Below are 12,645 nucleotides of genomic sequence, written 5' to 3' on the forward strand. Positions count from 1 at the left end.
GATATGATTGAGGTAAAGCAGGTTTCATTTGCCTATGTGGAGCAGCAACTCCACCACTGGATATTGCAGGATATCTCTTTTCAGGTTGATCGCGGTGAGAGTCTGGCGATTATTGGTCCTTCTGGTTGTGGAAAAACCTCTTTATTATTTCTGCTTGCGGGATTGCTGCAACCCCAACAGGGAGAGGTGAAAATTTCCGAACAGGCCAGATGCGGTACCATTTTGCAGAATTATGGTCTATTCCCCTGGAAAACCGTGTACCACAACATCGCCCTGGGATTACAGTTGCAGAACATAGCAAAGCAGGAAATTTTCACCAGGGTAAATCAGGTACTGGAAGAAATGGCACTCAGGCCCTATGCAGATTATTATCCCGCCCAACTCTCAGGGGGAATGCAGCAGCGAGTCGCCCTGGCCAGAGCCTTGGTTATTCAGCCGGATATCCTGCTTATGGATGAACCGCTCTCCTCCTTGGATGCGCTCACCCGGGAACGACTACAGAATCTCCTGATCCAGGTCTGGCAACAGAAACAGGTACTGCCGGTTATTGTAACCCATTCCATAGAAGAGGCAGTATTGTTGGGTCGCAGGGTTATTGTGTTGGGAAACAAGCCGGGACAGATAATTCAACAGCTGGAGAATCGGGAAGCAGGTGACATCGAATATCGCCAGAGCCCTCTCTTTTTTGAGCGCTGCACCCTTTTGCGAAAGGTTTTAATGGAGGAGTGCCATGCAGGGGAAGCGTAATCTCATCCTTGCCGCAATTATACTGTTGATCAGCTGGCAAGGTGCGGCACTCTGGCTGAACTCCATTGCTCTGCCACAGCCGTGGCAGGTACTGGCTGATTTTGTGAGTAAACTGTTGCAAGGCAAAATCATAGATGATGTATTGATCAGCGCCTTCCGGGCTGTAGCTGGTGTGGTGTTGGGTGCTTTGACCGCCGTACCCCTTGGACTGATGATCGGACATGAGCCAGGGCTTCGCAAAAGTTTGTCCCCCTTTGTGTATCTGTTATACCCCATCCCGCATGTGGTACTGTTGCCCCTGATTATTATTCTTTTTGGAATTGGCAATCTCTCTAAAATCGTTCTGATCGCACTTATCATCTTTTTTCAGATTCTGGTTACCACAAGAGATGCAGCCAAGGAAATCCACAGTAATTATCTTTACTCCCTGCAAACCCTGGGTGCCAGTAAATGGCAGTTATATCGCCATGTGATCATACCTGCAACCATGCCCAAAACCCTCACAGCCATGCGTATCTCAATTGGTACTGCTGTGGCTATTCTCTTTTTTGTCGAGTCTTTTGCCACCACTAAGGGACTGGGCTATATCATCATGGATTCCTGGGGACGAGCTGATTACATTGCTCTTTACTCAGGCATCACCGGCATGGCGTTGCTCGGTTTTGTCCTTTATCTTCTTCTGGATCGTCTGGAACGATCTCTCTGCCGCTGGAACCGTTTATAAGAATTTGCGTAACCGTTTTCTGATTTCTATTGTTAATAGATAACAGCTCCCCGTTTTATCAATCCGTAATTGCGTGAAAATAGCATTCATGTTTCTGTGCTTGAAGGATGCTGTGTGCATTTTTATCTATTTGTTTGCAAATGAAAACAAATGTGATTAAAGGTATGCATAAAGAAACAAACACGAGGTGCTGCCATGAAAAAGGTTCAAATAGGTGCCCGCATTTCCCATGAGGATGCGGAGTTTATCAGTCAATTGCAGATAGAAGGTGCACGCACGCCAAGCGACAAGCTTCGGGCCATTATTGAACAGGCGCGGAAAGAACATGAAAATGCAAAGGATTTTACGGGAGTATACAGGTCGGTATTACAGCAGGTGCTGCCTCTCATTGAGTATATAAAACGTGAGGAGTTGGCCAATGAAAAGCATTCTGAATTGGTGGAGAAGATATTGAACTGGCTTCCCGAGTTTTATGCATACACGCTTACAGGTATTCATCCTGAACAGGAGCAGAACGATCTTATCGCCTATGAGCGAGGATTGTTGGAGCGAACTTTTCGTCTGCTTGAATCCATTCTGCATATTGAACTTTCGAAAAATCCGTCCAGTTATACACCTTCGCTGGTACGAAATCATTTGGAATCTGTAGAAGATTTGCTACATATATTGCATAACCTTTCTGATAAAAGGGAGAAAGAGTCATGAAAAATTCAATAACCAGTCGAGTGGGCAGAATCATAAGCGGAAGCTTTAATGCCCTGGTGGATGCTGTGGAAAATGCTGCGCCTGAAACTGTGATGGAGCAGGCTATTCGAGAAGTAGACAGCGCTGTTGATGAAGTGCGTACTGAGCTCAGTTCCACCATAGCCAACAAACACCTGGCCAATTCACGCTTGCTGCAAATCAACCAGAAATGCGAGGATCTGGCCTCAAAGATCGAGTTTGCAGTGGAGGCAAATCGGGATGATCTTGCCGAGGCTGCCATCGCACAACAGCTGGATTATGAGGCACAGATTCCGGTTTTGGAAAATCAGATAAGTGATTTAAGTGGAACTGAGCAGGAGCTCGAAGGATATATTGCTGCTTTAAAAGGAAAGAAGCGCGAAATGCAGGAAGAACTCAACCTGTTCAGGGAGAGTAGAAAAGAAGCGGCACGGGAAGGAACAGCTTCCAGCAAAGGAGGGAACAGTGTTGAACGTAAAGTTGATCAGGCGGAATCTGCATTTGATCGGGTTCTTTCCTCTGCCACCGGCCGCACTGGCAGTGGAACAACGGATGCAAAAACTGCCGCCAAGCTGAACGAACTGGAAGATCTGAGCCGCAAGCACAGAATTCAGGAACGGCTGGCTGCGGTAAAAAGTAAAAAAGGATAATGCATTTATGACAGAGTTTTTGCTTTCGCCGGGCAATTCCCCATTTACCATTTGCCTGGCGATCATGCTTCTTTTGACTGTTTTAGAAATCGTGTCTGCCTGCTTAGGGGTTGGCCTTTCCGATATGGTGGATTCTGTTCTGCCTGAAATGGATGTGGACATCGATGCCGATTTTGATGCTCCGGACGCTGATGCAGCTGGCAGTGGTCTGATTAAGCTTCTGGCATGGTTCCGGATAGGTGAAGTGCCGGTGGTTATCCTGTTTATTGTCTTTCTTACAGGATTTGGCCTGAGCGGCTTAATTATACAGTTTACTGCCATGCAGATACTGGGACAGTTGATACCAACCATGGCAGCAGCAGGGGGAGCATTGTTTTGTGCTATTCCCACTGTCAGGGTTTGTGGAGGTTTTCTAGGAAGACATCTTCCAAAAGATGAAACCTATGTGGTCTCTGAAAAGACGTTCATAGGGAAGGTCGCAGATATTACCATGGGCATGGCAAAGGCTGGAAAACCAGCGCAAGCAAAACTCAAAGATCAGCATGGGCAGACACACTATATCCTGGTTGTACCTGATGATGAAGCCGAGAGTTACAATCAGGGAGAGCGGGTGATTATTGTTCGTCAGGAAGGATCGGTGTTTAAGGTAATTGCCGGGGATAACAGCAGCCTTGTAGATTGATTGCCAACCAAAGTTTTGAGTGCAATCTGTACGACTGTAAAAGGAGGCTACAGTTGTGGATATTGGCTGTGGTCGGTCTATGAGAGGAGTTTCAAGGGATCGTGAGTGAAGATAATTTTTCACTCACGATCCTCTTTATTAATATCTGGAAGGAAGGAATACGATGGGGCAGTTTTCATTTATTTTAATTAATGCGGGAATAATCCTGTTTGCTCTTGTGTGCATCGGGTTCATCCTGGCACGTCTCTACAAACGGTCATCTAAAGAGGTTTCCTTTGTGCGTACCGGTTTTCGGGGGCAGAAGGTTATTCTGAACGGTGGTGCAGTGGTGTTGCCGGTTTTGCACGAGATTATTCCGGTTAATATGAACACTTTGCGTCTGGAGGTAAAAAGAGAAAATCAGCAGGCCCTTATCACCAGGGATCGTATGCGCGTGGATGTGGCAGCGGAGTTTTATGTGCGGGTAAAACCCACAGAGGAATCCATTGCCAATGCTGCCCAGACCCTTGGTATGAAAACCATGGTACCGGCAGAGCTGAAAGAGCTGGTAGAGGGTAAATTTGTTGATTCTCTGCGTGCTGTTGCTGCTGAAATGGCCATGGAAGAACTGCACGAGCAGCGGGTTGAATTTGTTACCAAAGTACAGGCAGCGGTTTCTGAAGATCTGTTGAAAAATGGTCTGGAGCTGGAATCTGTTTCTTTGACAGGTATGGATCAGACCAGTAAAGAACATTTTAATCCTGACAATGCCTTTGATGCCGAAGGTCTGACAAAATTGACCCAGGAGATCGAAGAGCGAAGAAAAATACGTAACGATATTGAGCTCGATACCCAGGTTGCCATTGACAATAAGAATCTGGAGGCTCGCAGGCAACAGCTTGATATTCTTAAAGAAAGAGAGTATGCGGAGCTGGCCCAGGAGCGAGAGCTTGAAATTAGAAGAGCTTCTCAGGCTGCTGAAATTGCCGAAGAAAAAGCCAAAAAACACAAAGAGGCGCAGCAGGCAACCATTGATGCTGAAAAACAGATCAATCAGTCGAAAATTGCAGCTGCCCAGGCCATTGAGTCTGATAACATAGCCAAAGCTCAGCTTATTAACGAGAAAGAGATTCTGAAAAACCAGACTCTGGAGCTTGCAGAACAGGATAAAGCCATTGCTCTGGCAGAGAAATCCAAGGCAAAATCTCTTTCTGAAGCAGAGGCGGATAAGGCCCGCGCAAATGCTATCCGCGAAGCTGAACGGGTTATCACTGTTCAGGAGACAGAGAAAGCAGAACGAATTAAATCCGTTGAACTGGTGGAAGCAAGACAGGTTGCTGAGAAACAGGCTATTTCAGTACAGGTGGCAGCAGAAGCAGAAAAACTGGCAGCCATGGATCGGGCAGAGGCTGTGAAAACTCTGGCCAATGCCGAGGCGGACAAGAAGAAAATCGAAGCAGGCGCTGAAGCAGAGGCTGAAAAACTCCGTGCCGAGGCTGCTGAGATCAGCTACAGGGTGGAAGCTGAAGGTGCACAGGCCCTGAATGCCGCCAAGAACCTCCTTTCCAGCGAGCAGATTGCCATGCAGGTACGCCTTGAGTTAATCAAGCAGTTGCCGGAAATCATTCGCCAGAGCGTGAAACCCATGGAACAGATTGAGGGAATTAAAATTATTCAGGTCGATGGGTTAACCAATGGACAGGGTAGTACGTCAGCGGAAAACAATACCTCTGCAAGTCTGGGTGACCAGCTGGTGAACAGTGCCCTTCGTTACCGTGGTCAGGCACCGCTGGTTGATTCCCTGCTGGCAGACATCGGCCTGAAGGGAAGTGACTTGAACGGGTTAACGGAAGTGTTCCACCAACAGGCGCCTCCTGCAACAGATGCAAGAGAGGACTAACGTATACCCTTAACGACACATCTGATATCGAAGCACACAACAGCGCACCTGTTGTGTGCTTTGTTGTTTGCAGCCCTGTTATGTGTGGCAGCTGTTCTGTCGACGTATTATGACCAGCAATCTGCCACCGGGGAGAAAACAGTACAATATGGTTGTCCGGACGGGCTCCGCCTTCAAAAGGAGTAAAGACGTGCCTGTGTATGGTCACAGAAGAGCGCCATAGACTGGCTGGCTCGTTTCTATGACTTACTGAAGGTGAGGGACCATATTCAGCATTGTTGGTGTATCCAGGAATTCAATCCACTTTTCCAGGCATGTTACCAAGGTCGCTTCTGGGAGTGTAAGGGTTGGTAGCTCTTCTTCCATGGTGGCTTCAATTACAGCTGTGCCTTCAGCAGCCAGGCTGAGATTGTGGGCATTACCGGTAAAGATGTTTTGCTCCATACCCTTCTGGGCATTACTGAGCTTTGAAAGCAACTCTTTGCCTGTGGCGCTTTCCTGGATATCAGTCTGCAGGAAGGTGGCAAGTGGTGAGAGAGATGATGGCGCAAAGACGTGGGTAGGGGCACCTGTTGTGTGACGGGAAAAAACTATTTTTGGTGTCTGCATGATTATGGTTTTGTGTAAAGAGGAAAGGCAGTATTGATATTGCCTTGTTTGTTGATGTAACCCTGAATGAGAAAACCACGGCCTGATGGTCCCTGCCAGGGTTGCGATTGATCTGTTTGTCGGTGTTGCCAGGCATGGAGTATGGCTGTTATGATGTCCTTTTTGTCCATACTGTCTGGAAAGAACGAGGAGAATTTAGTCAGCCATTTTCCCTCCCTGTTCAAAAGTGCGGCCTGGGCCGTATAAACGCCCCTGGAATTGGGGCCGGCAAGAATTCTGAGTACTTTGGCATTTTTCGTGTCAATGCCACCTGGCCTGGAATGGAAGCCGGTTGCTTTGCCTTGCCGGTTTATTTCACCCTGGAAAATATGGGTGAGATTTATTTGCGGGGTTGTATTACTCCACTGAGATTTTTTTCCTGCTTCTGCACTGCCTGGAAAAAATAACAAGAAGGCGAACAGCAAGCTGATAACATGAATCTGCAAAAAGAAACGCAGGCTGGTTATGTCTTTTGCTGAACCGGAATCCTGTCTGCGCATCAGGTCTGTCTCCTCTCCTGAACATTCTGCATTCCGATGATGGCTGCGCCAACTGCGTTACCCACAGCATAGTGTTCCGGAAAACGAACTGTGGTATTAAGCCGTTCTGCTACCTGGGGCAGGAAAAACGGTGCTGCCGCTCCAATACCAATGAGTGGCAAATGTACCGAAAAATTGAGGGAAAAATACGCATTCGTCTGCTGGTGCAACATGACAGCTGCGTGCTCGGGGCTCCATACTGAACGGGCAAGATAGGTGAGAATGCTCTCGGCAATGGTTTCTACGGTTTTCGCAACAACCTGTTGGCAAAAAGTTTCAGCACTAATCCCCAGGTGCCTGCCATAGATTGTGGCGGCTTTTTTGCTTATTTCACTATTGCCAACCTGCAGTTCTCCCAGAACATGAAGAGCATCTGTTGGCGTAAAGCCACTCAGCACCAAGCGTTGTTCAAAGGCCAGCCGTTCCACCTGTTTTTCCAGGGAGATACCCTGAATGCCTGTTACTTCGGTAAGGCGGGAAGGCGGCATGGATCCGTGGGTTGCCAGAGCCTGTATCAGGATATTATTGTCTTCTGTCAGATTATTCCTGCCTGCTTCAGGAAGCACCATATAATGATCGCCCTTCGGTTGCAGCCACAGAGCAGGATCAGGTAAATCTTCGGTGATGGCAAGCGGCTGAATACGATTTTTTCCCAAAACCAGTTCACCATCCCGCATGCAGAGGACCTGGCTGTCTCCTCCGCCTGCGGCAGTGTACATATCCACAGCTTCCACATGGGTCTGCCAGGGGCCAATACGACATCCTTCATCACTGAGAACCGGCAGCCCGTTTTTCAACAGGCAAATATCTGTGGTGGTTCCGCCAACATCCACTATCAGGGCTGATTCCTGGGTGGAAAAACTGCCAAACCGTGCTGTCGCTGCCGGACCACTGGCCATGGTGATGGCAGCCCTTTCAACGGTTTCTTCCAGATTCGCGTCTGTACCATCACCGCATATGATACTTACAGGACATTCCAGCCCCAGGGAGAGCATCGAGCGTTGAATGGAAGAAAGAAAATCCACCATCAGGGGCATCAATTTGGCATGCAGACAGGCTGTTGCTGCACGCTCCTGCATTCCAGGATGGGATGATACAAGGTGGGAGCAGAAGACCGGTTTTGGGTCAATCAGGGATATTGCTTTTTCCGCGACCAGTTCATGGGTTGGATTTTTGATGGACATGGCTCCACATATCGCGTAGCTGTCCACTTCCTTACGTAATTCCTGAAGCGTATCAACCAGTGTTTCCATGTCCAGCGGTTCATCTTCTTCGCCGGTTATGGTATGCCCGCCCTTAATAAAAATATTAGCAACCACTGGCAGTTTGAAATGGCGAACATATCCCAGAACAAACAGGCCCACGCGAGCTCCATGACCTTCAACAACCGCATTGGTTGCCAAAGTAGTGGAGACGGCAAGATGAGCAATTTGCGAAGGCTGAATGTCACTTTGAAAAAGTTCTTTCAGGGCAGTGCCAACACCAACAGCCAGATCATTGTGTGTGGTACGGGTTTTACTCTGGGCAGCAACACTGTTGTCTGCAAGGCGAACGGCGACCGCATCTGTAAAAGTGCCGCCGGTATCAATACCAATACAATAGGTATCCATTGAATAGGGAATAGTGTGTATCTGGAAAGGCCGGTATCCGGTCAATGCAACAGGGCCGGGAAACCATGCTCAATTTTATATTCTGGTGTAGACGCACATCGATTATCGCTGTGCATCTTGTTTTGCCGAACCCTTATATACACATCTGAAAGAGTACATCTGGATTCTGCTACATGGTAGTTTCTCATACCATTGATTACGAGAAGATTCAAGGCACCGCCTGGAAAGAGCATGGCTATCAGCTGGAATGCAGATAACTACATGTTTCACAGTGAACAGGACCTTGCATATAAAAAAAGCCCGGTCAAACAAGTTGACCGGGCTGAAAACTGGCTCCTCGGGAGGGACTCGAACCCCCGACAGGGTGGTTAACAGCCACCTGCTCTACCAACTGAGCTACCGAGGAATAAGCTCAAAATCATTGGTTGGGAAACGCGTTTGCGTTACGAGACGGCTGTTTATCATGTTCACCGTTTCCCGTCAACAATAAAATTACTTTTTAAAACATAAAAAACATTTTATTTGCAGGCAAACCTGTAGAGAACGGCTTTGTGAAGAGCTTTTCTCTTTGTTTTTATGTGTAAAAAAGACGACAAGCCACCTTTGTAAGAATATTTCCATCTTCTTCAAACAATGTGGCATCCAGTATGGAAACTTTAATATGGGGAGGTAGTTTTTTTGCGATCAATGAGTTTTTCCAGATTGTGACGATAATGGTCACAGTCATCAAGGTGGGGATTTTTATACTCCTACTCAACAACCAGGCAGTCCCGTTTATTCTCGATAACCTTATTGGAGAGCAATGCCAGATTCCATGCTGTGCATGTGCAGTTCAAGGATGATTGACGGACCGTCTGCGAATTTTTTGCCGTTATGATGAACTCTGTAGAAAATTTTGCGATAATCTGAGAAATCCGTTCCAGCGCAGGTAAGAATAGCGGCTACTGCCGACAAGCACAAATGTCTGTAAAAAAAATAGAATGCAATAAAGTTTGGACACATAGTGCTAATTTATTGAATACACAGAGGATAACTTGCTGGTAAATACGTAGGGGGAGCAGTGTCGGGGGAAAACCAAGTAAAAAAATGAAACCAATGTAAAAAAAAACTTGCCTTATAATTGTCAATCGTGTAAATAGCCGAAGCTCTTTCAAACAAATTCAAAATTGCGTCGGGGCGTAGCGCAGCCTGGTTAGCGCGCCTGCCTTGGGAGCAGGAGGTCGTAGGTTCGAATCCTACCGCCCCGACCAGTTTTTCCAACGGGTTACACAGTTTATGTGTAGCCCGTTTTTTTTTGTGTGGCCGATAATGGTGGCGGTTTTGTTATTTTTCACGCTGGAACCTGCCTTCCAGTGACTCAATAGCTGTCTTTTGAGATTCCCCAATAGAATGGAGATAAATTTCAGTCGTAGTTAGAGCGTGGAGTAACTGCCATTTTCACAGTTTCCATGAGTTTATACTGACCGGGATCAACACCAGCCTTGGGGTTTACCTGCAAGCAGGAGGAAGCGCCGGGAACGAGGATAAGTAGTTGCCTGATAACCTGTCCCGTATTTTTGTTGGTGTACTCGTTCACACCATTGAATTGTCCGACGATGACCATGCCTGTTTTTGTTTCTTCAGCCATTTTTTAAGCTCCTGTTTTCATTTGTTAGTAAAATATGGTTTAACTATGGTAGAATCGGTGGTTGGAGGTATACGATACACAGGAATGTTCCTGAAACATTCAGGACAGATAAGAAAGCTCTCAACACCTGTGTTGGTCTCGTACTCACCGTGCTCGTATCGACAACCGCAGGTTGAGCAGTTTGGAAGTTTTGGATTATTTGAATTTGGCGTTACCGACTGATTCGTAATTGTCCTTAGGATGATTTATTGTCTTTATGGTAACTCATGTATGTTTAGTAGCTCATCTTGAGGATGATATCAAGGGAAAATAGTCTTTAGGATAACAAATGACGTTTTCTAAAATCTGGAAGCGGATTACAAGTGAAACAGAAATTAAAAAATTTAATCAGCTCGCTGAGTTAGTTGGAACGACAGGGCAATATGTTTCTCGAAAAAAAAATAAAGATGAATTCCCTATTGAGTGGGCCTACAGCGTTGCAAAAAAATATGGACTCCTAACGGAGTGGATTATTGAAGGAAAAGAGCCGAGAAGATTAGATCTGAAGAGTTCTGTTGCAGATAGCCAATGTGCTGAATTTACAATGGTTCCTAAATATAAGGCTAGGCTTTCTAGTGGTCATGGCTCGTTTAGAACTTCTGATCAGATCGAAGCTAATTATGCTTTTAGAACAGAATTTATTCGATCAAAAGGTAATCCAAAGGATATGGCGCTCTTTGAGATAATGGGAGATTCTATGGAGCCTTTTATCTATGATGGCGATGTCGTAATGGTCGATATGTCCAAAAACGAGTTAGAAGATATTGTTGATGGCAAAGCTTACGCTTTTAGAGAGGGAGAGACGGTTAAGGTGAAGAGGTTATCCCGGCAAGCTAACAGATTAATTGCATCAAGCGAAAACTATCAAAAATATCCGCCATATCAACTGGAAAACGGTGATTTTGGTATAATTGGAAAAGTCATTTGGTTAGGCCATGAGGTTAACTAGTGATAACATTTTGATATTTATAGAAAATAAAAATATATTCGTGTTATACGACGGTCGCCTAATACGGTCATATACGGCAAAGGCGACGAAAAAACAGGTCTAAATCAACGTGTTTCTCTAAAATAACGCAGTGTCATTCTAAAAAAAATACTAATTAGGCGACATGCGAAATTTCAGAGTAAGTATCTAAAATAAGATTAAAAGTATAAAAAATGGCAGGTTCGAGCGTGTCTAAATAGCGCGTAAAGCGAACGTCGCCTATAAAACGTTATGGCTTGAAAAATACCATCATCGTGATATCAGCCAATGCATAATGTCATTAACAACATAATTTCTGATACTTATCTCACTAATAGTTTTGTAATCTTTAGCTTCCTTTTAGCACTATTTAATAGCTGTTCATTTTTTGTTTTTGCTAAGCTGTTTAAATTAAATAAGAAAATTGCAAAATATTGTTTAATTACATTCTTACTTAGCATATTCTTCTTCTATTTACATGTTCTCCTACTCTACTTGTTTCCTGGTCCATACCCTGGAATTAATACAAACAAGCAAAATACACATGAGATAAACATTTTCTTGATATCAGGTTTAATGTTCTTTATTTCAATATGTTCACTCACATATTACACACTTAAAGTGAAAAATTACAAATGTGTTTTATTAACCTTTGGCGTTTGCTCAATCGGTTTGTTTTTTGCCGATTTTACATGGAAAATAATAATGCCATAACCAGCCATTCCACTGGACCCGCAAACAGCGCGGGCCAGTGAATTCAACGTTATCGATACAAAAATGAACTTATCCCTAAGTCCATATTCATTACCTGAACTCCAAGGAATAAAAAAAGAAGAACAGAAAAGATTATGGCAAAAGTGTGCTGCACGAAGTTGGCATCACTGGCAAACATGGGTTGCATCAATTGTCTGCTTGTCAGTTATTGTCGGTTTAGGCCGTATTGCATTTGAAATAGCTAGCATTTACCCTCACATTAATAAGAATATAATCTTATCTTTCGGTCAGGGGGTAGGTTTCTTCATAGGATATTATATATTCTTCATTTTACTAAACATTATTATAAGTGAAGATTTAATTAAAGAAAGAAAAAGCATGGGCTACTTAGAAGATAAGAAATTTAATTTACAATAAAAATTTCGATAACCAGACGTTCGAGCTGACAAATACCACTGGCGGTAATCCTTACCTTTGAAAGTTTACCGGAATCTTCCAGTAGTACTTTGCCGGGAAGCTCTCATCGTGGTATTTGCCGCTCAACTTAACGTTATACAAAAGAAATAATTTAGATGTACTTGCTTACTTTTCCTCTTACAATCATCAATCTATTTTTTCTCCACATGGGATATTTTTGTTTGGGTATTGATGAGGAGTATTTCTACATTCAAAGAGGGAATTATTTTTATAAATTGCGTTTTTATAGCCTGGCACTTGGAAACTATAAAACTGCACTTGAAAAATTTGGTTCAACAGATCAATTCCTAAAGCCAAGTATTGCATATTGTTATTTAGTTCTAGGTAATTATATACAATCACAAAAACTATATCGTGAAGCTTATCTGGTTAGTAAGCACCCCGATATATTAGTCGGTTTAGTATGTGCTGAATTGAACCTTGGTAACGATGAGGCAGGAATCCACATATTCGAAGAACTTTTAAGCAAAAAAAATGAATTTACTGAGTATCACAAAGAAGAAGTAATAAGAATTCAAGATCAAATGTTACAAGATAAAATAATTAAAGAAAAATATGTATAACGAATAAGGATAGATTGTGTGAGTGAGGAACGAACGAACCACAATCTTATCCGTGG

At 44.5% G+C, this 12,645-nt stretch carries 14 protein-coding genes and 2 tRNA genes; 11 read left to right on the forward strand and 5 right to left on the reverse strand.

The annotated features are described in order from the left end of the window. Window positions 1–3 precede the first annotated feature (3 nt). The 6 genes from G493_RS0119275 to G493_RS0119300 all read left to right on the forward strand — a co-directional run bounded on the left by G493_RS0119275 (window position 4) and on the right by G493_RS0119300 (window position 5,405). Window positions 4–747 (forward strand): ABC transporter ATP-binding protein, encoded by a 744-nt coding sequence (locus G493_RS0119275; protein WP_028581714.1) that lies wholly within the window; start codon window positions 4–6, stop codon window positions 745–747. Further along, window positions 731–1,471 carry an ABC transporter permease gene (locus G493_RS0119280; RefSeq protein ID WP_028581715.1) on the forward strand — a complete coding sequence of 247 codons (741 nt, stop codon included), beginning with the start codon at window positions 731–733 and terminating at the stop codon, window positions 1,469–1,471. The genes G493_RS0119275 and G493_RS0119280 overlap by 17 nt, the downstream gene beginning before the upstream one ends. A 195-nt stretch (window positions 1,472–1,666) precedes the next feature. Continuing rightward, complete coding sequence (locus tag G493_RS0119285) at window positions 1,667–2,176, forward strand: hypothetical protein (RefSeq protein ID WP_028581716.1); 510 nt, start codon at window positions 1,667–1,669, stop codon at window positions 2,174–2,176. Next, window positions 2,173–2,844: a PspA/IM30 family protein gene (locus G493_RS0119290; RefSeq protein ID WP_028581717.1), complete on the forward strand. Its 672-nt coding sequence runs from the start codon at window positions 2,173–2,175 to the stop codon at window positions 2,842–2,844. The genes G493_RS0119285 and G493_RS0119290 overlap by 4 nt, the downstream gene beginning before the upstream one ends. Window positions 2,845–2,851: 7 nt before the next feature. Beyond that, window positions 2,852–3,526, forward strand: coding sequence for a YqiJ family protein (locus tag G493_RS0119295; RefSeq protein WP_028581718.1), 675 nt, complete (start codon window positions 2,852–2,854; stop codon window positions 3,524–3,526). Window positions 3,527–3,689: 163 nt separating this feature from the next. After that, window positions 3,690–5,405: a flotillin family protein gene (locus tag G493_RS0119300; protein ID WP_028581719.1), complete on the forward strand. Its 1,716-nt coding sequence runs from the start codon at window positions 3,690–3,692 to the stop codon at window positions 5,403–5,405. Between the two features lie 246 nt (window positions 5,406–5,651). Here the strand turns inward: G493_RS0119300 and G493_RS0119305 are convergent, their stop codons facing one another. The 4 genes from G493_RS0119305 to G493_RS0119325 form a co-directional block, all read right to left on the reverse strand. After that, window positions 5,652–6,014 (reverse strand): hypothetical protein, encoded by a 363-nt coding sequence (locus G493_RS0119305; RefSeq protein ID WP_028581720.1) that lies wholly within the window; start codon window positions 6,012–6,014, stop codon window positions 5,652–5,654. 2 nt (window positions 6,015–6,016) lie between these two features. Further along, entirely contained in the window at window positions 6,017–6,553 is a 537-nt protein-coding gene (locus tag G493_RS32515) for an EndoU domain-containing protein (RefSeq protein ID WP_051309603.1), read from the reverse strand. Then, on the reverse strand, window positions 6,553–8,202 hold the full coding sequence (locus G493_RS0119315; protein WP_028581721.1) for a hydantoinase/oxoprolinase family protein: 1,650 nt from the start codon (window positions 8,200–8,202) through the stop codon (window positions 6,553–6,555). The genes G493_RS32515 and G493_RS0119315 overlap by 1 nt, the downstream gene beginning before the upstream one ends. Before the next feature lie 330 nt (window positions 8,203–8,532). Next, a tRNA-Asn gene (locus G493_RS0119325) sits at window positions 8,533–8,608 on the reverse strand. A 241-nt stretch (window positions 8,609–8,849) separates the two neighbouring features. Between G493_RS0119325 and G493_RS33510 the strand changes: the two genes are divergently transcribed. Both G493_RS33510 and G493_RS0119340 read left to right on the forward strand, forming a co-directional pair. Next, on the forward strand, window positions 8,850–9,044 hold the full coding sequence (locus tag G493_RS33510; protein WP_153306592.1) for a hypothetical protein: 195 nt from the start codon (window positions 8,850–8,852) through the stop codon (window positions 9,042–9,044). A 330-nt stretch (window positions 9,045–9,374) separates the two neighbouring features. Continuing rightward, window positions 9,375–9,452: transfer RNA gene (locus G493_RS0119340), tRNA-Pro, on the forward strand. 152 nt (window positions 9,453–9,604) lie between these two features. Here G493_RS0119340 and G493_RS0119345 read toward each other — a convergent pair. Beyond that, window positions 9,605–9,829 (reverse strand): hypothetical protein, encoded by a 225-nt coding sequence (locus G493_RS0119345; RefSeq protein ID WP_028581724.1) that lies wholly within the window; start codon window positions 9,827–9,829, stop codon window positions 9,605–9,607. A 328-nt stretch (window positions 9,830–10,157) separates the two neighbouring features. On the opposite strand from G493_RS0119345, the gene G493_RS0119350 reads away from it, so the two are divergent. The 3 genes from G493_RS0119350 to G493_RS0119365 all read left to right on the forward strand — a co-directional run bounded on the left by G493_RS0119350 (window position 10,158) and on the right by G493_RS0119365 (window position 12,589). Then, a complete protein-coding gene (locus tag G493_RS0119350; RefSeq protein WP_028581725.1) occupies window positions 10,158–10,817 on the forward strand; it encodes a LexA family transcriptional regulator in 660 nt (219 codons plus the stop codon). A 795-nt stretch (window positions 10,818–11,612) separates the two neighbouring features. Beyond that, the gene (locus tag G493_RS0119360; RefSeq protein ID WP_028581726.1) at window positions 11,613–11,966 is read left to right on the forward strand and encodes a hypothetical protein; all 354 of its coding nucleotides are present in this window, start codon (window positions 11,613–11,615) and stop codon (window positions 11,964–11,966) included. A gap of 221 nt (window positions 11,967–12,187) precedes the next feature. Then, the gene (locus G493_RS0119365) at window positions 12,188–12,589 is read left to right on the forward strand and encodes a tetratricopeptide repeat protein (protein WP_153306593.1); all 402 of its coding nucleotides are present in this window, start codon (window positions 12,188–12,190) and stop codon (window positions 12,587–12,589) included. Window positions 12,590–12,645: the final 56 nt, after the last annotated feature.

The sequence above is a fragment of the Desulfogranum japonicum DSM 18378 genome (assembly GCF_000429945.1).
In the GTDB taxonomy this organism is placed as follows: domain Bacteria; phylum Desulfobacterota; class Desulfobulbia; order Desulfobulbales; family Desulfobulbaceae; genus Desulfogranum; species Desulfogranum japonicum.

What these genes read in the sequence shown, in the direction of transcription:
- G493_RS0119275 (WP_028581714.1), top strand. Translation starts at nt 4, where the DNA reads ATGATTGAGGTAAAGCAGGTTTCATTTGCCTATGTGGAGCAGCAACTC.
- G493_RS0119280 (WP_028581715.1), top strand. Translation starts at nt 731, where the DNA reads ATGCAGGGGAAGCGTAATCTCATCCTTGCCGCAATTATACTGTTGATC.
- G493_RS0119285 (WP_028581716.1), top strand. Translation starts at nt 1,667, where the DNA reads ATGAAAAAGGTTCAAATAGGTGCCCGCATTTCCCATGAGGATGCGGAG.
- G493_RS0119290 (WP_028581717.1), top strand. Translation starts at nt 2,173, where the DNA reads ATGAAAAATTCAATAACCAGTCGAGTGGGCAGAATCATAAGCGGAAGC.
- G493_RS0119295 (WP_028581718.1), top strand. Translation starts at nt 2,852, where the DNA reads ATGACAGAGTTTTTGCTTTCGCCGGGCAATTCCCCATTTACCATTTGC.
- G493_RS0119300 (WP_028581719.1), top strand. Translation starts at nt 3,690, where the DNA reads ATGGGGCAGTTTTCATTTATTTTAATTAATGCGGGAATAATCCTGTTT.
- G493_RS0119305 (WP_028581720.1), bottom strand. Translation starts at nt 6,014, where the DNA reads ATGCAGACACCAAAAATAGTTTTTTCCCGTCACACAACAGGTGCCCCT.
- G493_RS32515 (WP_051309603.1), bottom strand. Translation starts at nt 6,553, where the DNA reads ATGCGCAGACAGGATTCCGGTTCAGCAAAAGACATAACCAGCCTGCGT.
- G493_RS0119315 (WP_028581721.1), bottom strand. Translation starts at nt 8,202, where the DNA reads ATGGATACCTATTGTATTGGTATTGATACCGGCGGCACTTTTACAGAT.
- G493_RS33510 (WP_153306592.1), top strand. Translation starts at nt 8,850, where the DNA reads ATGGAAACTTTAATATGGGGAGGTAGTTTTTTTGCGATCAATGAGTTT.
- G493_RS0119345 (WP_028581724.1), bottom strand. Translation starts at nt 9,829, where the DNA reads ATGGCTGAAGAAACAAAAACAGGCATGGTCATCGTCGGACAATTCAAT.
- G493_RS0119350 (WP_028581725.1), top strand. Translation starts at nt 10,158, where the DNA reads ATGACGTTTTCTAAAATCTGGAAGCGGATTACAAGTGAAACAGAAATT.
- G493_RS0119360 (WP_028581726.1), top strand. Translation starts at nt 11,613, where the DNA reads ATGAACTTATCCCTAAGTCCATATTCATTACCTGAACTCCAAGGAATA.